24 protein-coding genes are annotated in these 23,824 nt (G+C 62.5%); 9 read left to right on the top strand and 15 right to left on the bottom strand.

Translation table 11 applies throughout. From position 1 onward, the window contains the following. Window positions 1-25 precede the first annotated feature (25 nt). The 7 genes from NKH73_RS10095 to NKH73_RS10065 form a co-directional block, all read right to left on the bottom strand. Window positions 26-697, bottom strand: coding sequence for a PadR family transcriptional regulator (locus tag NKH73_RS10095; RefSeq protein WP_352930842.1), 672 nt, complete (start codon window positions 695-697; stop codon window positions 26-28). Between the two features lie 120 nt (window positions 698-817). Beyond that, the gene (locus NKH73_RS10090) at window positions 818-1,198 is read right to left on the bottom strand and encodes a thiol-disulfide oxidoreductase DCC family protein (protein WP_352930840.1); all 381 of its coding nucleotides are present in this window, start codon (window positions 1,196-1,198) and stop codon (window positions 818-820) included. A gap of 119 nt (window positions 1,199-1,317) precedes the next feature. Next, window positions 1,318-1,953: a sulfotransferase family 2 domain-containing protein gene (locus tag NKH73_RS10085; RefSeq protein ID WP_352930838.1), complete on the bottom strand. Its 636-nt coding sequence runs from the start codon at window positions 1,951-1,953 to the stop codon at window positions 1,318-1,320. A 90-nt stretch (window positions 1,954-2,043) separates the two neighbouring features. Further along, window positions 2,044-2,337, bottom strand: a complete 294-nt coding sequence (locus NKH73_RS10080; RefSeq protein WP_292223733.1) for a GYD domain-containing protein — start codon at window positions 2,335-2,337, stop codon at window positions 2,044-2,046. Between the two features lie 204 nt (window positions 2,338-2,541). After that, entirely contained in the window at window positions 2,542-4,563 is a 2,022-nt protein-coding gene (gene rpoD, locus NKH73_RS10075; RefSeq protein WP_352930835.1) for an RNA polymerase sigma factor RpoD, read from the bottom strand. A 372-nt stretch (window positions 4,564-4,935) separates the two neighbouring features. After that, window positions 4,936-6,882, bottom strand: a complete 1,947-nt coding sequence (gene dnaG, locus NKH73_RS10070) for a DNA primase (protein ID WP_352930833.1) — start codon at window positions 6,880-6,882, stop codon at window positions 4,936-4,938. A gap of 155 nt (window positions 6,883-7,037) precedes the next feature. Next, complete coding sequence (locus NKH73_RS10065; RefSeq protein WP_352930831.1) at window positions 7,038-7,427, bottom strand: RcnB family protein; 390 nt, start codon at window positions 7,425-7,427, stop codon at window positions 7,038-7,040. A 389-nt stretch (window positions 7,428-7,816) separates the two neighbouring features. Between NKH73_RS10065 and NKH73_RS10060 the strand changes: the two genes are divergently transcribed. From NKH73_RS10060 to NKH73_RS10050, 3 genes are all read left to right on the top strand, one after another. Then, complete coding sequence (locus NKH73_RS10060; protein WP_352930830.1) at window positions 7,817-9,481, top strand: Na/Pi cotransporter family protein; 1,665 nt, start codon at window positions 7,817-7,819, stop codon at window positions 9,479-9,481. 228 nt (window positions 9,482-9,709) lie between these two features. Then, window positions 9,710-9,922: a DUF2061 domain-containing protein gene (locus NKH73_RS10055; RefSeq protein ID WP_352930828.1), complete on the top strand. Its 213-nt coding sequence runs from the start codon at window positions 9,710-9,712 to the stop codon at window positions 9,920-9,922. A 133-nt stretch (window positions 9,923-10,055) separates the two neighbouring features. Beyond that, the gene (locus NKH73_RS10050) at window positions 10,056-11,237 is read left to right on the top strand and encodes an MFS transporter (RefSeq protein WP_352930826.1); all 1,182 of its coding nucleotides are present in this window, start codon (window positions 10,056-10,058) and stop codon (window positions 11,235-11,237) included. Between the two features lie 23 nt (window positions 11,238-11,260). Here NKH73_RS10050 and NKH73_RS10045 read toward each other — a convergent pair whose 3' ends face one another. Next, complete coding sequence (locus NKH73_RS10045) at window positions 11,261-12,154, bottom strand: LysR family transcriptional regulator (protein ID WP_352930824.1); 894 nt, start codon at window positions 12,152-12,154, stop codon at window positions 11,261-11,263. Window positions 12,155-12,267: 113 nt separating this feature from the next. Between NKH73_RS10045 and NKH73_RS10040 the strand changes: the two genes are divergently transcribed. Further along, window positions 12,268-13,116 (top strand): SDR family oxidoreductase, encoded by an 849-nt coding sequence (locus NKH73_RS10040; RefSeq protein WP_352930822.1) that lies wholly within the window; start codon window positions 12,268-12,270, stop codon window positions 13,114-13,116. Window positions 13,117-13,138: 22 nt separating this feature from the next. Here NKH73_RS10040 and NKH73_RS10035 read toward each other — a convergent pair whose 3' ends face one another. Continuing rightward, window positions 13,139-13,696 (bottom strand): GNAT family N-acetyltransferase, encoded by a 558-nt coding sequence (locus NKH73_RS10035; RefSeq protein ID WP_352930820.1) that lies wholly within the window; start codon window positions 13,694-13,696, stop codon window positions 13,139-13,141. 134 nt (window positions 13,697-13,830) lie between these two features. Between NKH73_RS10035 and NKH73_RS10030 the strand changes: the two genes are divergently transcribed. Continuing rightward, a complete protein-coding gene (locus NKH73_RS10030; RefSeq protein ID WP_352930818.1) occupies window positions 13,831-14,280 on the top strand; it encodes a DUF1801 domain-containing protein in 450 nt (149 codons plus the stop codon). 13 nt (window positions 14,281-14,293) lie between these two features. Here NKH73_RS10030 and NKH73_RS10025 read toward each other — a convergent pair whose 3' ends face one another. Next, window positions 14,294-15,184, bottom strand: a complete 891-nt coding sequence (locus NKH73_RS10025; RefSeq protein WP_352930816.1) for an arginase family protein — start codon at window positions 15,182-15,184, stop codon at window positions 14,294-14,296. Window positions 15,185-15,365: 181 nt separating this feature from the next. Here NKH73_RS10025 and NKH73_RS10020 point away from each other — a divergent pair, with 181 nt between their 5' ends. Then, window positions 15,366-15,824 carry a DUF1801 domain-containing protein gene (locus tag NKH73_RS10020; protein ID WP_352930814.1) on the top strand — a complete coding sequence of 153 codons (459 nt, stop codon included), beginning with the start codon at window positions 15,366-15,368 and terminating at the stop codon, window positions 15,822-15,824. 75 nt (window positions 15,825-15,899) lie between these two features. Here the strand turns inward: NKH73_RS10020 and NKH73_RS10015 are convergent, their stop codons facing one another. Beyond that, window positions 15,900-16,349: a GatB/YqeY domain-containing protein gene (locus NKH73_RS10015; protein WP_352930812.1), complete on the bottom strand. Its 450-nt coding sequence runs from the start codon at window positions 16,347-16,349 to the stop codon at window positions 15,900-15,902. 261 nt (window positions 16,350-16,610) lie between these two features. On the opposite strand from NKH73_RS10015, the gene carA reads away from it, so the two are divergent. Continuing rightward, window positions 16,611-17,816 carry a glutamine-hydrolyzing carbamoyl-phosphate synthase small subunit gene (carA, locus tag NKH73_RS10010; RefSeq protein WP_352930810.1) on the top strand — a complete coding sequence of 402 codons (1,206 nt, stop codon included), beginning with the start codon at window positions 16,611-16,613 and terminating at the stop codon, window positions 17,814-17,816. A 48-nt stretch (window positions 17,817-17,864) separates the two neighbouring features. Here the strand turns inward: carA and NKH73_RS10005 are convergent, their stop codons facing one another. The 4 genes from NKH73_RS10005 to mntR all read right to left on the bottom strand — a co-directional run bounded on the left by NKH73_RS10005 (window position 17,865) and on the right by mntR (window position 21,290). Further along, the gene (locus NKH73_RS10005) at window positions 17,865-19,133 is read right to left on the bottom strand and encodes a TCR/Tet family MFS transporter (protein WP_502893887.1); all 1,269 of its coding nucleotides are present in this window, start codon (window positions 19,131-19,133) and stop codon (window positions 17,865-17,867) included. Window positions 19,134-19,285: 152 nt separating this feature from the next. After that, the gene (gene ypfJ, locus NKH73_RS10000) at window positions 19,286-20,218 is read right to left on the bottom strand and encodes a KPN_02809 family neutral zinc metallopeptidase (protein ID WP_352930806.1); all 933 of its coding nucleotides are present in this window, start codon (window positions 20,216-20,218) and stop codon (window positions 19,286-19,288) included. A 332-nt stretch (window positions 20,219-20,550) separates the two neighbouring features. Continuing rightward, window positions 20,551-20,739, bottom strand: a complete 189-nt coding sequence (locus tag NKH73_RS09995) for a hypothetical protein (protein WP_352930804.1) — start codon at window positions 20,737-20,739, stop codon at window positions 20,551-20,553. A gap of 95 nt (window positions 20,740-20,834) precedes the next feature. Further along, entirely contained in the window at window positions 20,835-21,290 is a 456-nt protein-coding gene (gene mntR / locus NKH73_RS09990; RefSeq protein ID WP_164897566.1) for a manganese-binding transcriptional regulator MntR, read from the bottom strand. A gap of 238 nt (window positions 21,291-21,528) precedes the next feature. On the opposite strand from mntR, the gene NKH73_RS09985 reads away from it, so the two are divergent. Together NKH73_RS09985 and NKH73_RS09980 are read left to right on the top strand one after the other, a co-directional pair. Further along, on the top strand, window positions 21,529-22,896 hold the full coding sequence (locus NKH73_RS09985; protein WP_352930802.1) for an Nramp family divalent metal transporter: 1,368 nt from the start codon (window positions 21,529-21,531) through the stop codon (window positions 22,894-22,896). A gap of 60 nt (window positions 22,897-22,956) precedes the next feature. Beyond that, window positions 22,957-23,820, top strand: coding sequence for a protein-L-isoaspartate O-methyltransferase family protein (locus tag NKH73_RS09980; RefSeq protein WP_352930800.1), 864 nt, complete (start codon window positions 22,957-22,959; stop codon window positions 23,818-23,820). Window positions 23,821-23,824: the final 4 nt, after the last annotated feature.

Raw genomic sequence — 23,824 nt, 5'->3', positions numbered from 1 at the left:
CGCATCCGACTCAGCCCGCCGGAACTCAGTCGCGCGACAGCGCTTCGAGGGCTTCGGCCGCTCCCTCCAATATGGCGATCGCCTCGGCCTGCTTTTCGGCCGGCGCGTCGACAAAGTCGCCGAGGGCTGCGCGCAACCGGTGGCGCACGGCGCGGAATTCGTCGCGCTTTTCCGAACGGCCGCGGCCGCGCCGTCCGCCATCCTCGCCATCGTCGTTCCAGCCGAACCAGTCGCGCGCCTTTGCCATCTTGCGGCCGAAACGCTCGAGATGGTCGAGCACGTGGTCGATCATCTCGCGATTGTCATTGAGATGCGCCTGCCCTGCCTCGGTAATCGAAAACACCTTCTTGTTGCCTTCCGCCGACGAAACGGCATAGCCGGCCTCTTCCAGGAAGGTCAGCGTCGGATAGACCACGCCCGGGCTCGGGCTATAGACGCCGCTGGTGCGCTCCTCCAGCGCCTTGATGATGTCGTAGCCGTGGCGCGGCGCCTCGGCCAGCAGCGACAGCGTGATCAGCTTGAGGTCGCCGTCGGCCAGCATGCGTCCGGCGCGGAACATGTCGCCCGGCCCGCCGCGTCCGCCGCCCCTCACACCATGCCCAAATGGACCGAAGCCGCCGCCACGGCCGCCGAACTTGCCGGCCATATGCATGAAGACGCGCTCGGCGCGCTCGCCGAAATGATGATGTCCGTGCATTGTCTGCTCCTTAAGTTATATCTTACGATATGTCGTAGTTAGGCAGGCGAGATGATGGAGTCAAGATATATCTTACGATGTATCTGAAGTTATGTCAGCAGGATGTCGTCAGGGTGCCGCTTACCAGCGGCCTTTGCGCCGGTTCCAGGCATAGAGAAGGTCGGCGAAGCGATCATAGGCATAGCGCGTCAACGGCAACGCGGCGCGGTTGCCGAACAGCGTGGCCAGCCAGCCCTCGCCCGGCGTTGCCAGCCAGACGGCAATTGCCACGTCGGCGCCGACCAGCAGTTTGCCGTCCGCATCGGTTGCATGCAGCCGGCGGCGGATGTCCTCCAGCGACACGCCGTATCCGGCAAGCGCCAACGGTTCGGCATTGATGTCGCGAAACGCGATCCGCCCGGTCTTGATCGCCTCGACCAGCCGCCGCTTCTGCCTGACGATGCCAGCGTCGCAAACCGGACAACGGGTGTTGTACCAGATGGTCAGCAGAGGCTTGGGCATGTGTTTCGAGACCCGAACTGAGGGGCTGCGCTGACTATCCGGGAAATACCTTCGCCCCGCAACGTCTCGGACCATCCCGGCCGCGACCGTATCGACGAATTGCGGACGTCTGGAAAGAATCAGAATTCGTAGCCGAAGCGCTCGAAATCCCTGGAATAGAGCCGTCGCACGATGCTTTTCGCCTCGTCATCGTAGACGGCGCGATAATTGTAAGGTGCATTGGCATTTGCTCGGGGAAGCTTCACCTCGCTCGGCAGGCCGAGCCGTTCGACCAGGGCGTTGAACTGCTCGGCCAGTGTTTCAAAACGCAAAACCTCGTCGATGATGAGGTTTCCGCGACTGTCCGAGATCCAGCTCGTCTGGTCCACCCGCACCAAACGGTTCTTGCGTTCGAGATAGCGCAGGAAAGCCTTGAAATCCAAGACCCTGGCTCTGTTCCAGCGCCGGCCGGAGAGATAGTCCCGGCGGAAATAATAGGTCGAGACGGCAAGTTCGTAGGGGTTGCGCACGACGGCGAACTTGTAGGCGCTGTCATAGATCTCAGCCGGCAGCTTGTGCTTCACCCAGCTTGCTTTGTCATGCTGCCTGAGGAACACATTTGGAGGCGCTTCGCGCACGGGAAGGTGTGACAGCAGCCGACGCCATTGCGTTCGCTTTGGTTTGAGGCTCCACGGCCCGAGCGCACGGGTGACCGAGGTCCCGGCCGTCTTCGGGATATGGATAAAAATAAAATTCTTTTCGACCGAGAGCAGCATTCCCCCTCATGATCGGACGATCGGGCGCCGTCAAGCGGTGCCTGATCGTCCGATGCTCGGACCTTGCGTCGTCTGTAGCCGCGCAGCGTCTCACCCGAGCGAGGCGATGATCTCGCGATAGGCCAATTCCGGGAAAGCCTTGAGCGTCCGCGTCCTCACGTTACCGCCTGACGCCAGCATCAGCGAGAAACGAGCAAGCACCGCATCGTCGGGCGCTTCGACGACCGCCACCATGTCGCATTCGCCCATGGTGAGATAAAACGCCTTGAACGAGCCGCCCATGTCTCCCAGCAGCTTCTTGGCGGCATCGAGCCGCTTCGGCGACTCGCGCACATTTTTGGCGCCCTGCTCCGTCCAGTTGATCAGCACGATATAGTTTGTCATGCACACCTCCCTCCGGGGCCTCGGAGCACGGCGTCACTGCCGGGGCGGGCATCCGGGTTTGTCGCCCAGAAAATGCATCCGACGCCAGATTATCCTCCCACAGCAGGTGTGCTGCAAGAACAACCGCATCGTCTGCGAGACAATCCCTGCCACAACGAAAAAGGGCGCCGTAGCGCCCTTGAATTGATTACCCGGTACCCGGCATCAGCTGTCGAGGAAGCTCCTGAGCTTGCGCGAGCGGCTCGGGTGCTTGAGCTTGCGCAGCGCCTTGGCTTCGATCTGGCGGATGCGCTCGCGGGTCACCGAGAACTGCTGGCCGACTTCCTCCAGCGTGTGGTCGGTGTTCATGCCGATGCCGAAACGCATTCTGAGCACGCGTTCTTCGCGCGGGGTAAGCGAGGCAAGCACCCGTGTCGTCGTTTCGCGCAGATTGGCCTGGATCGCCGCGTCGATCGGCAGGATCGCCATCTTGTCCTCGATGAAATCGCCCAGATGCGAATCCTCCTCGTCGCCGACCGGCGTTTCGAGCGAGATCGGCTCCTTAGCGATCTTCAGCACCTTGCGCACTTTTTCCAGCGGCATGGCGAGCTTTTCCGCCAGTTCTTCCGGCGTCGGCTCGCGGCCGATCTCATGCAGCATCTGGCGCGAGGTGCGCACGATCTTGTTGATCGTCTCGATCATGTGCACCGGGATGCGGATGGTGCGCGCCTGGTCGGCGATCGAGCGGGTGATCGCCTGCCGGATCCACCACGTTGCATAGGTCGAGAACTTATAGCCGCGGCGGTACTCGAATTTATCGACCGCCTTCATCAGGCCGATATTGCCTTCCTGGATCAGGTCGAGGAACTGCAGGCCGCGATTGGTGTATTTCTTGGCGATGGAAATGACGAGGCGCAGATTGGCCTCCACCATTTCCTTCTTGGCGATCGCGGCTTCGCGCTCGCCCTTCTGCACCTGGTTGACGATCTTGCGGAATTCCAGGATCGAGATCGCCGTTTCGGTGGCGAGGTTCTGGATCTCCGCACGCAGGTCGCGGATCGCGTCCTTCTCGTTCTTGGTGAATTCCTTCCACCCGCGCGAGGTCAGATTGCCGATCGAGCGCGTCCAGTTCGGATCGAGCTCCGAGCCCTGGTACTCCTTCAGGAATTCCTCGCGGCGCACGCCATAGCTTTCGGCCAGCCGCAACAGCTTGCCTTCGTTCTGCACCAGGCGCTTGTTGATGTCGTAGAGCTGCTCGACCAATGCCTCGATGCGCGCCGTGTTCAGGGACAGCGACTTCACCGCCTTGATCAGCTGGTCCTTCAGCTCCTTCAGCCGGCGGTCCTGGCTGGGCGACAGCGTGCCGGCTGCGGCCAGCCGGTTCTCGACCTGCTGGTCCTGCAGCTTGCGCAACTTCTTGTAGGTGTCGGCGATGACGTCGAGCGTCTCCATCACCTGCGGACGCAGTTCCGCTTCCATCGCTGCCAGCGACAGGCTCGCCTCGTCCTCGTCTTCCTCGTCGTCGTCGGTCAGACCGCGCGTGTCGGCGCCGACATTGGTGATGTCTTCCTCGTCCTCGCGCGAACGGCGCGGCTTTTCCTCGGTCTTGGCTTCCTCGATCCGCTCGACCACCGGTGCCTGCTTGGCCTCTGGCCCGGCATAGGTCGCCTCGAGGTCGATGATCTCGCGCAGCAGGATCTTTGATTCGTTGAGCTCGTCGCGCCAGATGATGATGGCCTGGAAGGTCAGCGGGCTTTCGCACAGGCCCGCGATCATCGTCTCGCGGCCGGCCTCGATGCGCTTGGCTATCGCGATTTCGCCTTCGCGCGACAGAAGCTCGACCGAGCCCATCTCGCGCAGATACATGCGAACCGGATCGTCGGTGCGGTCGGTCGGCTCTTTCTTGGTGGTCGTCGCGGCAACGGCGGTGCCGGTCTGCTCGGCCAGCTCGTTGGCGTCTTCCTCGGCGTCGGCGGCCGCGTCGGCGGCTTCGGGCTCCTCGCCCTGCTCGTCGTCCTCGACCACGTTGATGCCCATGTCGGAGAGCATGGCCATCGTGTCCTCGATCTGCTCGGAGGTTACTTCCTCCGAGGGCAACACCGAATTCAGTTCGTCCATGGTGACATAGCCGCGCTTCTTGGCGGCCTTGATCATCTTCTTGACAGCATCGTCGGAAAGGTCGAGCAGAGGGCCATCGGTGGCGCCTTCGCGTTCGGTCTCGACCTCTTCCTTTTCTTTTGTCGCCATTCTTTATTTTCTCCAAGCGGCCAAGTATCAAAGCCGCGTAAGCTGCCGTACCGGTTAAATCAGATGCGTTCGCTCTCGAACGCGCTTCCCCGGGCCAGTAACTGCATCTCTCGTTAAGTCCAGATTAACCCTGGTATCTGTGGCAGGCTGACTGCCTGTCCAGTGACCGGTACCTCACATCGCTGCATTTCCCGTCGACGCCGGCGCGGGTTAACGTTTCGAATCGTCCTGATTCCGTCATTCTGCCAGAAGGTCAAGCGCCTCTCGCATGATTCGCATGAAAAAAGCGAATCAATTACCCGACTTAAAGCGCCGCGGCTGATTCGACGCGCAAGCACGGTTCTGCACTTTCACTCTTTCGTAAGCTTCGACCTACGCCCGCCCGGCCCTGCCCGAGGACACGCCGAACCCTTCGATCAGCGCTTCCGTTGCTTGCACATCACGAAATTGCGCCTGTATCTCGACGAGATGCCGGTAGTTTTCGTCCGTGGGATCGCTGGCGAGCGCCGCTTCCGCCTGTTTCAGCTCCTTATGTAAGGTGCGCGCGCTGCGCTGCAAGTGGAGCGCCTGGCTGAAGGCGTCGCGGGCATCGTCAAGTCCGGCCGTTTCCAGCGCCGGCCATTGCCGCGCCCGCTTGATCAGCGCCACCACGCGCGCCCAGATTTCGCCGCAGCCGGCCCGTTCGATCGTCGCGATCACAGCGTTGCGGTCGTTGGCCATGTCATGCGCCATCGCATCGAGAATGGCTGCATGCAGCAGCTTCAGATCGGTGTTGGCCAGGTCGAGGAACTCGACATGTGCGAAATTCTCGTCGATCAGCGCCGGATGATTGACGAGAGCTGCAATGATCGTTGCCTCGCGCACCGACATCCCCTCACTGCCGCGCCTGACCAGCGCCGAGCGGCCGAGGCTTTCGGTGATCGCGGTGCGTCCACCGCCGCTTCGCGCGAACTGTCCGCCAGGAGCTGAGCCCTTGCCCCCCTGAAAGCGGTCGCCGGGCCGCCCATCTTGACGACGCTCTTGGCGCCCGCGCTGGGCGCCGAAAAAGCTCAGCACCCGCTCACGCATTTCCTGTTGATAGTGGTAGCGCAAGCTCTCGTCGCGGATGCGGCTGGTCAGTTCGCGAAGCGTCTTTTCCAGTTCCGCCCGCCGCTCCGGCGTATCGAAGATGCCGCCGGCCGTTTCGCGCGCCCACAAAAGATCGGCGAGCGGCCGCGCCTCGGAAAGCACGACGCGAAACGCGTCCGGTCCTTCGGCCTTGACCAGATCGTCGGGATCCTTGCCTTCCGGCAGAAGAGCAAAGCGCACCGAGCGGCCTGCCTGAACCGCCGGCAGCGCCATGTCGGCGGCGCGCCATGCCGCCTTCAGCCCGGCTTGGTCGCCATCGAAACACAGCACTGGCTCGCCGGCCATGCGCCACAGCAGCTCGAGCTGGTTTTCGGTCAGAGCGGTGCCGAGCGGCGCTACGGCATTCTCGAAGCCGGCCTGCGCCAGGGCGATCACGTCCATGTAGCCTTCAACGGCGATGACCGTGCCGCCCTTGGCCAACGCCTTTCTCGCGCGAGCGAAATTGTAGAGCACATTGCCCTTGTGGAAGAGCTCGGTGTCGGGCGAATTCATGTATTTGGCCAGCGCATCGGGTGCCAGCGCCCGCCCGCCGAAGGCGATTACCTTGCCTCTGGAATCCGGGATCGGGAACATGATGCGGTCGCGGAACCAGTCGTAGGAAACCGGAACGTCGTCGCCATGGCGGACCAGCCCGCATGCCTCGATATCGGCCTTGGGCACGCCCTTGGCGGCAAGGTGCTCCTTCAGCGCGTTGCGGCTGTCGGGCGCATAGCCGAGCCGGAACGACTGCTGCGTCGCCGGCGTCAGGCCGCGGTCGCGCAGATAGGCGCGGGCTTTTGCGCCTTCCGGTCCCTGCAGCCGATCCTGGAAGAAGGCGGTCGCCATCTCCATGACATCGGTCAGGCTGGCGCGTTCCTTTTCGCGCCGTTCCTCCTGGGCATCGCGAACCGGCATCGGTACGCCGGCCATGTCGGCGATCTTCTCGACCGCTTCAGGAAAGCTCATTCCGTCGAGTTCAGTCAGGAACTTGAAATGGTCGCCCGAAACTGAGCAGCCGAAGCAGTGATAGCGGCCCTTCTTGTCCTCGCAATGGAAGGACGGGCTCTTCTCGCCATGGAACGGGCAGCAAGCCCAATAGTCGCCGCGCGGGGCGTTGGTCTTCTTCCTGTCCCACGCCACGCGCTGGCCGATTACCGATGAAATCGGCACGCGGTCGCGTATCTCGTCAAGAAAGGCAGGTGGAAAGCGCATCGGGAACGGCTCGTTTGCCCTCCATATAGTCACGCCGGCGAAACCCGACGACTCCTAATGCGCCACCATACCCGGTTTTCACAGGGCAAAAGAAGGCGGCCGTTGCCGGCCGCCTTCTTTCCAATTCCGGCATAGTGCCGATCGACGTCTGACGGTCAGTGCGCGGCGATCGCGCCAAAGATGATGCCGGAGACGACGCTGACCAAGAGATAGTCGTTGCCGACGCGGATCCACTCCTGGCCACGGCCGGGGCGACGCAGGCCATAGTGGCGATAATCGCGGATCGGCTGATGGCGCTTCCAGCTGGAATATCTCTGGCCGTTGCGCCAATGGTTCCTCTTCACCACGACTTTCTTCTTCACCACGACGCGCTTCTTCACCACGACGCGCTTCTTCACGTCGACATGCTTGCCGGGCTTCTTCCAGTCAACCTGGCTGTAGGACGACTGCGGCGCGTTCGGTGCGTTCAGCGGCGCTGCCTGGCCCTGCAGGGACGTGGCAGCCAGCATCGAGACGGCGACTGCGGAAAGAATGATGCGTTTCATGACGGGGTACTCCTTGGTTGTCGATGCCTGAGGAATAGAGCCCGAAGAATGAACCGAAACTGAACAGTCAGATTACGTTTTTGTAATGATTTCTTATATTTAGACTGCCTAATTCAACACTCTCCTCAAACCGGATCCGAAGATGTAGCCTGCACTTGATCGCGCGGCCATCCAGAAGCCGGCCGGCAATGCAACCATTTTGCGCTCCATCCATTTCCGACACGCCCTGTCGCGCGCCAACAGCCGCCAAAATTGGGCAAAATTTATTATCCGGCTAAAATTAATCGGAGTAGTATCGACCTTTGCAATGTCCTTGATTCGCACCCTCTTTTGCCCCTTTGCCGTCATGGTGCCCGCATCGCTGGTGCCTGTCGGATTGCGAGCCTGATATGAGCGGCTCCGTCGTTTTGCTGCATCTTGCCGGCGCGGTGGCGCTGATGCTGTTTGCCACCCGCCTGGTCAAGACCGGCGTCGAGCGCGCCTATGGCGATGTGCTGCGCCACAAGCTGCGCGCCACCATGCGCAATCCTTTCATGGCGGTTCTGGCCGGCTGCGGCCTGGCGATCGCGCTGCAAAGCTCCACCGCAGTCACCTTGCTGGTCGGCTCCTTCGCCGGCGCCGGTATCGTCAGCGGCATGTCGGGCCAGCTTGCCGTGCGCGGGGCCGAGATCGGTTCGGCGCTGGTGGTCAAGCTGCTCACCTTCGATCTGTCGCTGCTGGTGCCGATCTGCCTTGTCGCCGGCACTGTCATGTTCATGGCCACCGAGCGCCGCGACTGGCGCCAGTTCGGCCGCATCCTGGTCGGCATCGGCCTTTTGGTATTGTCGCTGGAAATGATCGGCCAGGCGTCGGAGCCGCTGCGCCAGAGCACGCTGATGCCGGTTATCGTCGAGTACTTCTCCGGCGACCCGGTCACCGCCTATATCCTGGCGGCGCTGGTCACCTGGCTGTTCCATTCCTCGATCGCCGCGGTCCTGCTGATGGTGACGCTGGCCGGCCGCGGCTTCATCCCGCCCGAACTCGGCATCGTGCTGGTGCTCGGCGTAAATCTCGGCTCGTCGATCATCGCGCCGCTGCTCACCCGCAACGCGGAACCGGGTGTGCGTGTCGTTCCGATCGGCAATCTCCTGATGCGCGGCATGGGCTCTCTGGCCATGCTGATCCTGTTCCTGTGGTTGAAGCCGCCGGTCGCCTTTCTCGGTGCCACCGTGCCCGACCAAATCGTCAACGCGCATATCCTCTTCAACATCCTGATCCTGGTTGCCGGCCTGCCGCTGGCCGGTCTCGTCTACCGCGCTTCGGAAAAAATCGTGGCGCTCGGCACCAGACAGGTGCCGGCCGAAGCGCTCGACGTCGTCGAGCTGTCCGCGCTCAATGACAGCGCCCTCGACGTGCCAAGCCAGGCGCTGGCCAATGCTACCCGCGAAGTGGTGCGGGTCTGCGAGACGGTCGAGATCATGCTGAAGCGCATCATCGAACTCTATGAGAGCGCCGACGCCGACAAGATCAAGGCGCTGGCCGCGCTCGACGACCGCGTCGACAAGAAGCACGCTGCGATAAAGCTCTATCTGGCCAAGGTCACCAGGAACCCGCTGAGCGAGGACGAGGCGCTGCGCTGCCAGGAGTTGATCGGCGCCTGCGTCAAGCTCGAGCAGGTCGGCGACATCATCGTGCGCAATATGCTGGTGCATGTCAGGAAGAAGCTCGAGCGGGGGCTGGAGTTCACGCCCGAGGGCTGGCGCGAGCTTTGCGCCTTCCACGCCTCGGTGCTCGCCAACGCGCAGCTTGCCTTCAATGTGCTGGTCTCGCGCGATCCGGAGACCGCCCGCCAGTTGGTGCTGGAAAAGGACCGGCTGCGCGACCGCGAGAAGGAGACCAGCGCCAGCCATTTCGTGCGGCTGCGCGACGGCACCGCCAAGAGCGTCGAGACCAGCTCGATCCATCTCGACACCATCCGCGACTTGAAGCAGATCAACTCGCTGCTCGCCTCGATGGCCTATCCCGTGCTCGAGGAACGCGGCCTGCTCACCGGCTCGCGGCTGAAAGCCGGATAGACTGGGCTGCAGGCGGAAAGCCTATTGCCCGAACATCAGCGCGGGAATTGCTTCGAGCCAGCCGCGAAAATTAGCCTTTGCTCAACCTCCCGTCTGTCGGCTAGAGCATTTTGCAGCCAAACGTCTTCGTTTGGCGTCCGACAAAATGCGTCAAGCAAAGACCTGGAGCGCGGTTCCACCAAAACGCAAGGCGCTCTAAGGGTTCAAAATCCGCCGGGAGAAAAGTCGATGGATACCCATTCGCGCAGTTTCGCCAAGGCGCTTTCCTGGCGCGTCACCGGCACTATCGACACGATAATCATTTCGCTCGTCGTGACAGGCAGCATCAAGCTCGCCGCGGCCATCGGACTGACTGAGGTCATCACCAAGTCGCTGCTCTACTATCTTCACGAGCGCGCGTGGTTGAAAATTCCCTATGGGAGGAAGAAGACGACCATCTAGCCTTGCCGGCATGCGGCTGAAGCCCGGCTGAACCGATCAAGAAAACCTAAAGCGGCGTCGATAATTTCTGGATTGCCCGCAGCTCTCGTTCGTGATTTGAGGCCATCTCATTCAAGGATCGCCTTCCCGCGCCATGCTTCCCCTTATCGCCCTGTTCATCGCTGCCTTCGCATTCGGCACCACCGAGTTCGTCATCGCCGGCGTGCTGCCGCAGGTGGCGGATGGCCTTGGCGTCTCCATCCCGACTGCCGGCTACCTCGTCTCCGGTTACGCCGGCGGCATCGCGGTCGGCGGACCGCTGCTGACGCTCGCCACCAAGGCGATTTCCCGCAAGGCCTTGCTGCTCGGCCTTGCCGCAGCCTTCACCATCGGCCAGGCCGCCTGCGCACTTGCACCCGATTTCGCCTCCATGTTGCTGTTGCGGATTGCGGTGGCCGTGGCGCACGGCGCCTATTTTGGCGCCGCGATGGTTGTGGCGGTCGGCCTGGTCCGCCAGGATCAGCGTGGAATGGCGGTTGCGCTCATCCTGTCGGGCCTGACTGTTTCCAATGTCATCGGCGTGCCAGCCGGCACGGCGATCGGCAATGTCTGGGGGTGGCGCGCGACATTCTGGGTGATGTGCGCGCTTGGCATGGTGTCCATCGCAGCGATCACCGCCCTGCTGCCGCGCAAGACGGGTTCGTCGCGCCAGTCGGTCAGCTTTGGCAGCGAGGTTCGCGTGCTCACACGCCAGCAGGTCTGGACGTCGCTGATCCTCATGCTGATGTTGATGATCGGCCAGTTCGGCCTCTTCACCTACATCACGCCGACGCTGCTTGAAATCACCGGCCTCGACGAGGATCTGATACCTTGGGTGCTCCTGCTCAACGGGGTCGGCGCGACGATCGGCGTCTTTCTTGGCGGGCGGCTCGCCGACTGGAAACTGATGCCGTCTCTCATCACCATGCTTTTCATGCAAGCGGTGACACTTGCCGTCATTTACGCCGTCAGCCCCTACCCGGTGCCGATGGTGGTGGCGATCATTGTCTGGGGCGGTCTCAGCTTTGCCATCGGAACGCCGATTCAGACCCGTATCCTGACCTGGACGGCGGATGCCTCCAACCTCGCCTCATCACTCATCCCGGCGGGCTTCAATGTCGGCATCGCGCTGGCCGCCTCACTCGGCGCCGCCATGCTCAATGCCGGCTACGGCTACCGCAGCCTGCCGGTGGTTGGCGCGATCGCCATGCTGGTCGCTGTGGCGGTCGCGGTCGCCTCGCATGTTTCGGAATGGCGCAGCAAGGCCGCACCACCCCTGCCGGCCGCGGCCGAATAGACGACACCGCGCGGATAGGCTCCTTAGCCTGTCTCTTTCAGTACATCGATGAAGGCGCGCAGGGCCGGCGGTACAAGACGATGACCGGGATAGTAGAGGTATAGGCCGGGAATAGGCGGACACCAATCGTCCAACACACTGACGAGCGTCCCCTGCTCGATGTAGGCCTGGGCAGACCTGTCGGAGATGTAAGCGATTCCCAAGCCACCGACCGCTGCCTCAGCCATCAGTTCCATATGATCGAGAGTGAGCATGCCAGGGACATCGATCGAGATTTCCTGGCCATGCTTCTCGAATTCCCAGCGATAGGGTTTGCCGCTCGGCAGGCGGAATCGGATGCAGCTGTGATCCTTCAGGTCGTCCGGAACTCTCGGGACCTGGCGGGCGGCGAGGTAGGCAGGCGACGCGACGGCAATGAAGCGTGTCTCGCCGCCGAAGCGTATCGCGACCATGTCTTGCGGCACAGCCTCGCCAAGACGGATGCCCGCGTCAAAGCCTTCGGCGACAATATCGACCAGTCTCCCCTCGGTGACCAGATCGAGCGAAACCTGCGGGTATCGAGCAAGAAAAGCCGGTATCACGGATTTGAGCAGCAGTCGGGCTGCGATCTCGCTGGAATTGATCCGTAGCGTACCTGCCGGAAGCTTGCGGAAATTATCCACTTCCGCAAGCGCCGCGTCTATATCCCGCAACAGCGGCTGCAGGCGCGCGACGAGCCTTTCGCCTGCTTCCGTCGGCGCCACGCTGCGCGTCGTACGATTAAGCAGGCGCACGCCCATGTCTCGCTCCAGAGCCCGCATCATGTGGCTGAGCGTCGAGGGCGACAGGTCGAGATCGTCCGCCGCCTTGCGAAAGCTGCGGCGGGAGACAATTGCGGCAAGTGCAGTCAGTTCGCGAAGGCCGGGCTCGTCATTCATGGGGAATCTTCATCAACTCATGCAAGATTGGATGGATAGTACCATGAATCGGAAGGGATATCTTGTGTGGAGATCGCCGCGATCACGCGGCTTGGGGAACAAGGACTTCTCCCATGACCAAGATTTCTCCCACGACCAGAACATGGTTCATCACTGGCACCTCCTCCGGCTTCGGACGGCTCTTAACGGAAAGACTTCTGGCCCGCGGCGACCGGGTGGCCGCGACCGTGCGCAAGCCGGAGGCGCTTGCCGGCCTGAAGGCGGATTACGGCGATCGCCTTTGGATCGCTTCGCTTGACGTTACCGACACCGAGGCAATGCGGCGGGCGGTCGACAAGGCTTTTCACGATCTGGGCCGCATCGATGTCATAGTCAGCAATGCCGGCTATGGCCTGTTCGGCGCGGCGGAAGAACTGGGTGACGACCAGATCCGTGATCTGATCGACACCAACCTGATCGGCTCGATCCAGCTCATCCGCACCGTGCTCCCGCATCTAAGAAAACAGGGCAGTGGCCGGATTCTGCAAATCTCCTCGGAAGGCGGGCAGATGGCTTATCCTAGTTTCAGCCTCTATCACGCCACCAAATGGGGCATTGAGGGCTTTGTCGAATCCGCCCGGCAGGAGGTCGCGCCGTTTGGCATCGCCTTCACGATCGTCGAGCCCGGACCGACGCGGACGAACTTTGCGGCCGGCCTGGTCAGCGCCGAGCCTACTATTAGCTATGAGAACACGCCGGTTGGTGACCTGCGCCGGGCTTTTGCCGAAGGCCGCTTCGAAGTGAAGGGCGATCCAGAGAAGATGGTCGAGACGATGATCGCCTCCGTAGAGCAAGATCCCGCTCCCCGGCGGCTGACCTTCGGCGCCGCCGCCTACGCCTCGATCAGCAGTGCGCTCCAGGGCAGGCTCGCCGAACTCGAAGCCCAGAGGGATATTGCATTGTCGATGGATTTCGACCGCTGACGGATGGGGCCGACCCAACCCCCTACAACTCGATCCGGAACCGCAAGCTTTCGGCGCCGCCATAGACAGCGTCCTCGAAGAAACGCCCGACGAGCTGGCCGCCATTGGCCAGCACCACCTTCTGTGAGGCGAGATTACCCGGCTTGGCGGTGATCTCGACGAAGGGCAGGCCGAGCGCCCGCGCCTCGCTGAGCATCAGCCGCAGCGCCTCCGTCGCATAGCCGCGTCGCTGCTTCCACGGCACCACCGCATAACCGATATGGCCGAGCACATGCGGCGGCAGCTCGGCGGTGCCGCGCTGCCAGCGCAAGCCGATCGAGCCGGCGACTTCGCCATCCCAGATCCAACGCCGGAATCCTGGCAAGCGCTGCACTGTCGATCCATCCGGCAGATGGATTGGGGGTCCCTTGGCCTCCGGGTCGTCGAGACCGCCGAGGAAGGCCACTGGATCCTTTTCGATGGCCGCAAGCTGCTCGCGCACCGCCTCCATCAGCCGCACATTGTCCGGCGACCAGCCGCGCTCAAGCGCGGCCTTGTAGGACGGCAGATGTTCAAGCGCCGGTCTGACGAGTTCGATCATGAGGTACGACCTTGCAGCCTCTGCCTGTGCCTTATCGCTTTGGGCAGAGATCAATAGAATTCGGAAGTTGATCTTCAGGGGCAGCTTTCTAAAATCAAGCATTATCGCTAGGGCTACCAATTGGAGTGAACACAATGGCCGGCAACACGTCTGAGAAGTCGGCGAAGGCCGAGCGGGTCGCGACGAAGCCGACCCTCCTCTCGGGCGGCAACCCTCAGATCCCGAAGGGCTACGGCGATGCTCCCGTGCAGGCCTACATCGCGGCCATGCCGGGGTGGAAAAGCGATGTGGGGCGGCGCCTCGACGCGACCATCGTGCGCACCGTCCCCAGCGTGCACAAGGCAGTCAAATGGAACTCGCCTTTTTACGGCATCGAGGGCCAGGGCTGGTTTCTGTCGTTCCATGTCTTTGCGCGCTACGTCAAAGTGACCTTCTTCCGAGGCACGTCGCTACGCCCTGTTCCTCCGGGGGAATCCAAGCACAAGGAAGTGCGCTATCTCGACGTTTATGAGGACCAGCTCGACGAAGCTCAGTTCGCCGCCTGGGTGAAGCAAGCCAGCCAATTGCCCGGCGAACGGCTGTGAGACGCATCTCGAACTAGCCAACGGCGTCTAGAAGCACCTCATTCAAGCGTTTGAACGCGGTGGACTCGTCTGGCGCATGGGCCGGATTGATCTCCGTGATGGTCAGACCGCGCCATTGCGGCAGGGCGGTCAACCGCTTCAGCACGAAGGCGGCTTGCTCCAGTTTGAGACCGTCGCAACGGCGCACATTCTCGGCGACCGGAAAATCGATGAAGGAGAGTACATCGACATCGAAGTGAATGAGCACGCAGTCAAAGCGCGCCGCCCATTCGGCCGCGCGCGTCGCCGCCGCCTCGATATCGCTCAACGCTTCCTCGCGCGATATCGCCTCAATCGCATAATCCTGCATCGTGATGGCTTCGGGCGCAGTGATATTCTCAACGCCGAAATAGAGAAGCTGCCGAGGCACGAGCATCGGACGGGTCGGACCGAGCCTGGCGAGCGCAGGCTCGCATCCGGGAATATCCAGTAGATGCGCGACACCGGTCCAGTCCAAGGCGCCATCGCTCGTGTCTGGCGTGTTGAGATCGGCGTCGAAGTCAATGTAGACGAGTCCAATCCGCGCGCCAGCGGCGTTCGCTCCGGCGACGGTTCCCAGCTCCACAGTACAATCGCCGCCCAGGACAAGCACGTCCTCCTGCGCCGCGATCGCCGTCGCCACATGGCTTGCGACCAAGTCACAGGCGTCGCGCACGGCCTCCAGGTTCATGGCCTGCGGCCGCGAGGGATCCGGCCGCCACCTAAACGATGCAACATCGCCATGATCCGTGATGGTTCTGCCTCGGCTCGCAAGCGCCTCTGCAAGCCCGTGTCGCCGAAAGGCCGCAGGGGCCTGTTCCTGCCCCGGCGAATAGGCGCCGGCGCTGCTGGCGGCGCCGATAATGTTCAACACACGCGCCGCCAATCGATGCTCCATTTTCGTATGATCTTCGTTGCAAAACGTGTCCGGACGGAGGAAGGTTCCTCCTCGGCGTAGAGAGTTTGTCACGAGCCAGGCGCTTCGCCCGGAATGGAAAACGGCTCGCTGCATCTATGCCGTCGTGAGACGCCAGACGCCGAACGTGCACAAGCCACTGGGACCAACCATGACCAAAGCGACAACAGCCATGAAGAAGAGCGATTCGAAGGAAGCAGAAGGAGGAGACGCTCCCTCTCGGTTGATAGATGCGAAAATCGGCGAGCTGAGCGATTGGCGGGGCGAGACGCTCGCTCGGGTCAGAAGCCTCATCAAGCAGGCTGACCCCGAAGTCGTCGAGGAATGGAAGTGGCGAGGGGTTCCGGTGTGGGAGCACGCGGGAATAATCTGCACCGGTGAGACGTACAAGAATGTCGTGAAGATGACCTTCGCCAAGGGCGCCTCGCTGGAAGACCCTTCTGGCCTCTTCAACTCCAGCCTCGAAGGCAACACCAGACGCGCCATCGATATCCATGAGGGCGACAAGATCGATGAAGAGGCATTGAAGGCGCTCATTCGGGCCGCCGTGGCACTGAACATGTCGGTGCGAGCTACCGCCCGCTCTCAGAGGAGATCGAAGAGCGCTTGAGGATCATCCGGCGGGGTTGGCTCCTCGCGGTCGCCTCCCCCACGACTTATGAGCATCGCTGTAGCGGGAAAATCCCTACTGCAGCAGTCCCTTGACGATGCCGCTCGCCTTGGAGAAATCCATCTGGCCGGCGTATTTCTCCTTGAGCACGGCCATCACCTTGCCCATGTCCTTGACCCCGCTGGCGCCGGCCTCGGCGATGGCGGCACGGATTGCCGTTTCGGTCTCGGCCTGGTCCAGTTGCGTCGGCAGGAAATCTCGGATGACGGCCATCTCGTCGCGCTCCTGCGCGGCAAGCTCCGGCCGCTTGCCGTCGTCGAACGCCTTGGCCGACTCCTCGCGCTGCTTCACCATCTTGGCCAGTATCTGCAGGATCTCGTCATCGCTTGCCGGCTCCTTGCCGGCGCCGCGATTGGCGATGTCGCGATCGTGAATGGCCGCTTGGATCAGCCGTAAGGTCGGCAGCCGACGCTTGTCCTGCGCCTTCATCGCGCTCTTCAGGGATTCGGCGATTTTGCCGCGCATGATGCTTTCTCCTTCGAATGTGGCGGACAATAGCCGTGCCGAAAGCCCAAGGCAAATTCGACAGCGCCCGGCAAACCGCTGATATCGTTCGACGAAATAAATTGCGGCTTCGGGCATGGCCTCATTGACCGCTCTGGCGCCTTCCCCTATGTACTGGGCCTTGCATGAGCTGAATTTTTGTTGCGCGCGCTGGCTGCGAAATCGCCGCTGCGCGCGGTTTGCTGCGCCGATCGAAGGGCGCAGCCCTTTAGGAGTGCCGCCATGGCAACGATGACTGCCCCCTGGGCCACTGAGAAGCCGACCGCCTTGCTGGTGCTGGCCGACGGCACCGTCATCGAGGGTCGCGGTCTTGGCGCCACCGGCTCCGCCGTTGCCGAGGTTTGCTTCAACACCGCGCTGACAGGCTATCAGGAAATCCTCACCGATCCGTCCTATGCCGGTCAGATCGTCACCTTCACCTTTCCGCATATCGGCAATATCGGCACCAATGACGAGGACATCGAGGATCTCAACCCGGTTGCCCGCGCCGGCGCCGTCGGCGCCGTGTTCAAGGCCGACGTGACCAATCCGTCCAGCTATCGCGCCGCGGCCGGTCTCGACCAATGGCTGAAGAAACGCGGCATCGTAGCGCTTTCGGGCATCGACACCCGCGCCCTGACCGCGCTGATCCGTGAAAAGGGCATGCCGAACGCCGTCATCGCGCACGCGCCCGACGGCATCTTCGACATTGACGATCTGAAGCGCCAGGCTTCTGCCTGGTCCGGCCTGATCGGGCTCGATCTGGCCAAGGACGTCACCTCCGGCCAGTCCTCGGTCTGGCGCGAGACGCCCTGGGTCTGGGACGAGGGCTTTGGCGAACAGACCGATCCGTCCATGCATGTCGTCGCCATCGACTACGGCGTCAAGCGCAACATATTGCGCTTGCTTGCCGGTCTTGGCGCCAAGGTCACCGTGGTGCCGGCCAACACCGGCGCCGAGGAGATCCTGGCCATGCGGCCCGACGGCATCTTTCTCTCCAACGGTCCCGGGGATCCCGAAGCCACCGGCGACTATGCCGTTCCTGTTATCCAGGACCTGCTCAAGACCGACATCCCGGTCTTCGGCATCTGCCTCGGTCATCAGATGCTGGCGCTGGCGCTGGGCGGCAAGACCGCCAAAATGCATCAGGGTCATCACGGCGCCAACCATCCGGTCAAGGATCACACCACCGGCAAGGTCGAGATCGTCTCGATGAACCACGGCTTTGCCGTCGATGCCGACTCGTTGCCAAGCGGCGTCGAAGAGACCCATGTCTCGCTGTTCGACGGCTCGAACTGCGGCATCACCCTGACAGGCAGGCCGGTGTTCTCGGTCCAGCATCATCCCGAAGCCTCGCCCGGCCCACAGGATTCGCACTATCTGTTCCGCCGCTTCGTCAACCTCATCCGTGAAAAGCGCGGCGAGGAATTGCTGGCGGAGCGGGCTTAGCGGCAGACCAGCCAAGCAGTGGAAGGACCGAGGCGCGCGTCGCGCCGTTCAAGCCGTGTCAGTCACCGCTTCCTGCGCATGCATGAGCTCGGCTTCCTTCGGCGTCGGTTTGGCCACTTTCGTGATGAAGACGATGAGCGCCAGCGTCAGGAAAATCGCGCCGAGCAGATAGGGCGCGCCGCCGAAGGTCACGGGCGCGTTCGGCCCCGTGAACCAGGAAAAGATCGCCGTATAAAGCAGCGGCGTGATAATCGAGGTGATCGAGAAGATTGAAGTCATCGCGCCCTGGAGTTCGCCTTGCGCCGAAGGCGGCACTTTGGCGGCGGCGAGGCTCCTGAGCGGCGGATCGGCCAACGCTTCGAGGCAGCCGACGACGATCACCGCATAGATCATCCAGCCTTGCCAGGCGAAGGCGTAGCCGAAGGCGCTGAGGGCGGTAAACGCCAGACCGATTACCGCCGTCCTCCACTCGCCAAGCTTGGGGATCACGCGCGGCAGCACCGTCGCCATGACGATCGCCCCGCAGAGGCCGAAGGCGCCAAGCGAGAAGCCGATCTGCTGTTCGCTCCAGCCATAGCGGTAGTTGGAAACGAACGACCAGACCGCCGGATACATCATGTGCCCAAGCGTCATCAGGAAGAAGACAAGGCCGATCCAGCCGATGCCTTCGTAATTGCGCATCTGGATGAGCGTGCCAACCGGATTCGCGCGTTTCCAGTCGAAGCGGCGACGGTGCTTGTCATCAAGCGTTTCCGGCAAGAAAAACAGCGCGATCAGGAAGTTAACGAAAGCAAGCCCGGCAGCGAAATAGAACGGCACGCGCGGCCCGAACGTGCCGAGCACCCCGCCCAGGACCGGCCCGATGACGAAGCCGACGCCGAAGGCGATGCCGAGCAGGCCGAAATTCTTCGCCCGGTTCTCATCGGTCGAGATGTCGGCGATGAAGGCGGATGTCGTCGAATAGCTGGCACCGCTGATGCCGGCCAGCACCCGGCCGATGAACAGCATCGGGTAGGACCAGGCAATGGCGCAGATCAGATTGTCGATGGAGAAGGTGAGCACGGAGGCGAGCAGGATCGGCCGTCGTCCGAACCGATCGCTCAATCCGCCCATCACCGGTGCGAAAACGAACTGCATCGCCGCATAGGCGAACAACAGCCAGCCACCTTCGATCGCGGCTTCGCTAACGTCGACGCCAGTCAACTCCCTGAGATAGGCCGGCAGCACCGGCATGATCATGCCGAAGCCGATAATGTCGAGCAGCAGCGTAGTGAAAACGAGCCCAAGACCCCGCTTGGCGGTTTTGGGATCGATCATGATGATATCTCCTCGGGCCGCCCGGGGCGAAGGCGAAGGCACCTTATAGGTGAGTGCATCACCTGGAACAATAAGGGAACGCCGATGATGTTTCCATCCTGACATCCCCTGACGGCAACGCCGCCGTCAGATCAGCGAGAAAACCAAGCGCTTCAGATCGGGGTGTTGAACGTATCGCAATCCGAGAGCTTGCCGCTCCTGTAGCCGCGCGCCAGCCAGGTCTGCCGCTGCTGCGACGTGCCGTGGTTGAAGCTTTCCGGAATGACGTAGCCCTGCATCTTCTTCTGCATCGTGTCGTCGCCGATCTGCTGGGCCGCGTTCAGCGCCTCTTCCATGTCACCCTGTTCCAGGATGCCTTTTTGCCCGGTGAAATGCGCCCAGACACCAGCGAAGCAATCGGCCTGAAGCTCGACCTGCACCGACATATGGTTGGCCTGGGCCTCGCCCATCTGTTGGCGCATCTGGTTGAATTTGGGCAGGATGCCGGTGAGGTTCTGCACGTGGTGGCCGACTTCGTGCGCGATCACATAGGCTTGGGCGAAATCGCCCGAAGCGCCGAACTGTCGGTCGAGCTGCTGGAAGAAGGTGGTGTCGAGGTAGACCTTGCGGTCCCCGGGACAGTAGAACGGACCGGCTGCCGAAGAGGCGAAGCCGCAGGCCGATCGGATCTGTCCGCTGAACAGAACCAGCTTCGGGTCCTCGTAGGTCAGGCCGTTGGCCTGGAAAATGCCGCTCCAGGTATCTTCGGTCTCGGCCAGGACCGTCGAGACGAACTGCTTCATCTCGTCGGAGGCCGGCGCACCTGTGCCCTGCGCACCGCTGTTGTCGGTGATCTGGCCGCCGCCGCCCGGCAGCAGGCCGCCGTCGCCGCCAGCCAGAATCTGCATGGGGTCGATGCCGCAGGCCTTCAGCGCGAAGAACACCACGACCAGGATGACGATGGTAGAAATGCCGCCGCCGCCGGCGCGGCCGCCGATCGGGATGCGGAACTGGCCGGGCCTGCCGCCAGGCAGGTTGAACCCGCCACCGCTCTGACCACGTTGGTCCTGGACATTGTCACTTTGACGACGACCCTTCCAGAGCATGGCGAATCCCCCGTAATATATTTCCGGTCTATCGAACCGTGTCTCGGCTCACCGGACCGACAACAAATATCCCAACGGCTGCATCAAGTCACAGCATTTTTCGCATGAAGGGCGCTCCGCAGCGCTGCAGCCGTCACGGCACGCTGCGCAAAGGCTCACGGGCCGCAACATCAGGGTTGTCGGCGTCAATCGAGCGAATGCTGCGGCGCGGCTCCGGCGTCGTGCGCATGCGGAGAGTCGATCCCGGCGCGTCGCTATGCTCCCGCTGGTGCGGGCGCCAAGCTGCTCGCGGACACTTTGTTGGCGCCTTTCCGGGGCCTTGGGTGTTACGCTCAGATCTTCTGCTTGGCACCGGCGCTCTTTCCGTCCGAGCTCTTCGAGCGCTCATCGAAGCGGGCCGCCCCTTTCCTCAGTTGATGCCCGGTTTCCGCTTCGGTCTTGCGCTCGTCCTTCGCCGCAGCTTGCTTCAATCCCTTGGCAGCTTGCTTGCCCTTCGATGTCGGTGCCTGTTCAACGCCCATCGTATCCTCCTCGGCCTCGCGCCAATCGCGTGGCACGATCTCAAACGCAGCGGCAACGCGGCGGTTCCGGCAGGGCTGTCACAATGGCGGTAAACTCAGCGTGTCGCCGTCATTGCCTTGCGAAACGCTTCAAGCGTCTCGGCGCTGACATGGTGCTCGATGCCCTCGGCATCGATACGCGCCGTTTCGGCGCTGACGCCGAGCGAGCGCAGGAAGGCTTCCACCGTCTGGTGGCGAATGCGGCTCTCTTCCGCGACCTTGCGGCCGGCATCCGTCAGGAACACGCCCCGGTAGGGCTTCCGGGAAACGAGCCCATCCGCACACAACCGCGTCAGCATTTTGGCCACGGTCGGTTGGGCGACGCCGAGCCGCGCCGCGATATCGACCTGGCGCGCCTCGTTGCCGTCCTCGATCAGGTCGGCGATGAGTTCGACATAATCCTCGACCAGCGCGCTGCGACGCGCTTCGCGCGTCTGCCTGAACCCCTCCGAGTGAATCTCGGCGTCAGGCAGCGGCTTTTCGCGTGGAACCGGTCTGTTCTTCAGCGCCAATATGCGCTCCTCCTCGATTGTCGGCGGATGCACCGGCATTTGCACATTCATAGCACGGGCTTCCATTCTTCTGGCCGTTTATTTGCATTCGACGGCCGGCGCAACCAGCGATCCCGCTCCCCTCGCCCCGCCGGCAAAGGGGTCCTCAAAAGCACACACAATGAATTATAGCATATTGCATAATGTTCAACCCTGACCTAGATAGAACGGCAACGTAGCCGATCCAGCGGAACCCCCCATGTCAGAAACCGAAGCCGGAGCAGCATCCCGAACGATGTGGCGATTTGCCCGGCCGGAAGACGACGAGCAGCCGAGCCTGCGCGAGGTCAACGCCTCGATCGCCGTGCCGCAGTCCGGGGTCTGGTTTCGTCGGCTGTTCGCCTTCATGGGCCCTGGTTACATGGTTTCGGTCGGCTACATGGACCCTGGCAATTGGGCGACCGACCTCGCCGGCGGGGCCCAGTTCGGCTATACGCTGCTCTTCATCATCATGCTGTCGAACCTGATGGCGATCCTGCTGCAGGCGCTCGCCGCCAGGCTCGGCATCGCAACCGGTCGCGACCTCGCCCAGGCCTGTCGTGCCTATTATCCGCAGCCGGTCAATTTCATGCTGTGGATCGCCTGCGAGCTGGCCATCATCGCCTGCGATCTGGCCGAGGTCATCGGCACTGCGATTGCGCTACAGCTGCTGTTCGGAATTCCGCTGATCGGCGGCGCCGTCTTGACCGCCCTCGACGCTTTCCTCGTTCTGCTGCTGATGAACAGGGGCTTCCGTTACCTCGAGGCCTTCATCGTTGCGCTTTTGATCATCATCTTCGGCTGTTTCGCCATCCAGATCTTCGCCGCCGCTCCGCCGGTCGGCTCGATCCTGCATTCCATGTTCGTGCCGTCGTCGGAGATCGTCACCAACCCGGCGATGCTTTACATCGCCATCGGCATCATCGGCGCCACCGTGATGCCGCATAATCTCTATCTGCATTCCTCGATCGTGCAGACCCGCGCGTATGAGCGCACCGATGAAGGCAAGCGCGATGCCATCAAATGGGCGACCACAGACTCGACCATCGCCTTAATATTGGCGCTGTTCGTCAACGCCTCCATCCTGATCGTCTCGGCGGTGGCATTCCACGGCACCGGCCATCACGACGTCGCCGAGATCGGCCAGGCCTTCGAGCTTCTGTCGCCATTGCTCGGCCTCGGCATCGCTTCGATCCTGTTTGCGGTGGCGCTGCTTGCCTCCGGCCTGAATTCCACGGTGACGGCGACGCTCGCCGGACAAATCGTGATGGAAGGCTTCCTGCGCCTGCGCATCCCGCAATGGGCGCGCCGCCTGTTGACGCGCGGGATAGCGATCGTTCCGGTGGTGGTCGTCACCGCGCTCTATGGCGAGAAGGGAACCGGCCAGCTCCTCGTCTTCAGCCAGGTGATCCTGTCGATGCAGCTCCCCTTCGCGGTGGTGCCGCTGGTGCAGTTCGTCTCCGACAAGCGCAAGATGGGCAATCTGGCCATCCCCCGGGGCGTCGCCGTGCTGGCCTGGGCGGTCGCCGCGCTCATCCTGGTGCTCAACTTCAAGCTGCTCTATGACACCATCGCCGGCATTGGCTGAAAATCTCTCCCAGCCAGGACGGATGCGACAGATCGGCAATCCGCGCTATCTTGCCAGGCCATGACGCAGATTGCCGAAGCTCGAAAATTCTACGCGCGGCTGCTGGCCGCCCATGCCGGCTCGGCCGATCCTCGCCTCGATGAGGTTTTCGCTGAGGTGCCGCGCGAGGCCTTTCTCGGCCCCGGACCATGGACGGTCGTCGCCGGTAACGCCATGCTCGAAACACCAAGTGCCGACCCGGTCCACATCTATCAGAATGTGCTGGTGGCGCTCGATGCTGATAAGGGCATCAACAACGGCGAGCCGTTTCTGCACGCTATGTGGATCGGCAAAGTGGCGCCAAAACCCGGCGAGGCGGTCACCCATATCGGCGCCGGCACCGGCTACTACACAGCACTGCTGGCACGGCTGGTGTCGCCAGGCACCGTCACCGCCTTCGAACTGGAGGCCGATCTTGCCGATCGCGCGAGGCAGAATCTCGAACCCTATGGCAATGTGTCCGTCATCGGTGGCGACGCAGTGACCGCCAGCCTGCCGCCGTCGGACATCATCTATGTCAATGCCGGCGTCGTGGCACCGCCAGCCGACTGGCTGAAGGCGCTGAAGCCCGGTGGCCGCATGGTCTTTCCCTGGCGACCGGCCGAGCGCGTCGGCCTGGCGGTTTTGGTGACCCGCACCAAAAAGGGCTTTGCCTGCCACCCCTTCATGCGGTCATGGTTTATCCCTTGCGTCGGCGCCTCGCTCGCAGGCGCCACGGCGAAAATCCCCGACCGCGACAGGGCCGCGCGCAGCCGCTCGATCTGGCTGACGGCCGACAAGGCGCCGGACCGGACCGCCATCGCCGTCATCGGTGACGTCTGGTTCTCATCGAAAGACATTCGCAGTCGGCCGGCAGGCGGAAATCATCGGGGCCGGGCGGGCTAAAGTG

Origin of the sequence: Mesorhizobium sp. M0938 (assembly GCF_040319125.1) — a bacterium.
Classification (GTDB): Bacteria; Pseudomonadota; Alphaproteobacteria; order Rhizobiales; family Rhizobiaceae; genus Mesorhizobium; species Mesorhizobium robiniae.
Note: the sequence above shows the minus strand (reverse complement) of the source record. Positions and strands in the feature narration are given on the sequence as shown.

Excerpts from the sequence above, each read along its gene's own strand:
- dnaG (WP_352930833.1), bottom strand. The coding sequence starts at position 6,882 with ATGCGCTTTCCACCTGCCTTTCTTGACGAGATACGCGACCGCGTGCCG.
- NKH73_RS10030 (WP_352930818.1), top strand. The coding sequence starts at position 13,831 with ATGGCCGGCAACACGTCTGAGAAGTCGGCGAAGGCCGAGCGGGTCGCG.
- NKH73_RS09995 (WP_352930804.1), bottom strand. The coding sequence starts at position 20,739 with ATGGGCGTTGAACAGGCACCGACATCGAAGGGCAAGCAAGCTGCCAAG.
- NKH73_RS10060 (WP_352930830.1), top strand. The coding sequence starts at position 7,817 with ATGAGCGGCTCCGTCGTTTTGCTGCATCTTGCCGGCGCGGTGGCGCTG.
- NKH73_RS10035 (WP_352930820.1), bottom strand. The coding sequence starts at position 13,696 with ATGATCGAACTCGTCAGACCGGCGCTTGAACATCTGCCGTCCTACAAG.
- ypfJ (WP_352930806.1), bottom strand. The coding sequence starts at position 20,218 with ATGCTCTGGAAGGGTCGTCGTCAAAGTGACAATGTCCAGGACCAACGT.
- NKH73_RS10085 (WP_352930838.1), bottom strand. The coding sequence starts at position 1,953 with ATGCTGCTCTCGGTCGAAAAGAATTTTATTTTTATCCATATCCCGAAG.
- NKH73_RS10090 (WP_352930840.1), bottom strand. The coding sequence starts at position 1,198 with ATGCCCAAGCCTCTGCTGACCATCTGGTACAACACCCGTTGTCCGGTT.
- NKH73_RS10045 (WP_352930824.1), bottom strand. The coding sequence starts at position 12,154 with ATGAATGACGAGCCCGGCCTTCGCGAACTGACTGCACTTGCCGCAATT.
- NKH73_RS10080 (WP_292223733.1), bottom strand. The coding sequence starts at position 2,337 with ATGACAAACTATATCGTGCTGATCAACTGGACGGAGCAGGGCGCCAAA.
- NKH73_RS09985 (WP_352930802.1), top strand. The coding sequence starts at position 21,529 with ATGTCAGAAACCGAAGCCGGAGCAGCATCCCGAACGATGTGGCGATTT.
- NKH73_RS10050 (WP_352930826.1), top strand. The coding sequence starts at position 10,056 with ATGCTTCCCCTTATCGCCCTGTTCATCGCTGCCTTCGCATTCGGCACC.
- NKH73_RS10015 (WP_352930812.1), bottom strand. The coding sequence starts at position 16,349 with ATGCGCGGCAAAATCGCCGAATCCCTGAAGAGCGCGATGAAGGCGCAG.
- NKH73_RS10040 (WP_352930822.1), top strand. The coding sequence starts at position 12,268 with ATGACCAAGATTTCTCCCACGACCAGAACATGGTTCATCACTGGCACC.
- NKH73_RS10020 (WP_352930814.1), top strand. The coding sequence starts at position 15,366 with ATGACCAAAGCGACAACAGCCATGAAGAAGAGCGATTCGAAGGAAGCA.
- NKH73_RS10065 (WP_352930831.1), bottom strand. The coding sequence starts at position 7,427 with ATGAAACGCATCATTCTTTCCGCAGTCGCCGTCTCGATGCTGGCTGCC.
- NKH73_RS09980 (WP_352930800.1), top strand. The coding sequence starts at position 22,957 with ATGACGCAGATTGCCGAAGCTCGAAAATTCTACGCGCGGCTGCTGGCC.
- NKH73_RS10005 (WP_502893887.1), bottom strand. The coding sequence starts at position 19,133 with ATGATCGATCCCAAAACCGCCAAGCGGGGTCTTGGGCTCGTTTTCACT.
- carA (WP_352930810.1), top strand. The coding sequence starts at position 16,611 with ATGGCAACGATGACTGCCCCCTGGGCCACTGAGAAGCCGACCGCCTTG.
- NKH73_RS10095 (WP_352930842.1), bottom strand. The coding sequence starts at position 697 with ATGCACGGACATCATCATTTCGGCGAGCGCGCCGAGCGCGTCTTCATG.
- NKH73_RS10055 (WP_352930828.1), top strand. The coding sequence starts at position 9,710 with ATGGATACCCATTCGCGCAGTTTCGCCAAGGCGCTTTCCTGGCGCGTC.
- rpoD (WP_352930835.1), bottom strand. The coding sequence starts at position 4,563 with ATGGCGACAAAAGAAAAGGAAGAGGTCGAGACCGAACGCGAAGGCGCC.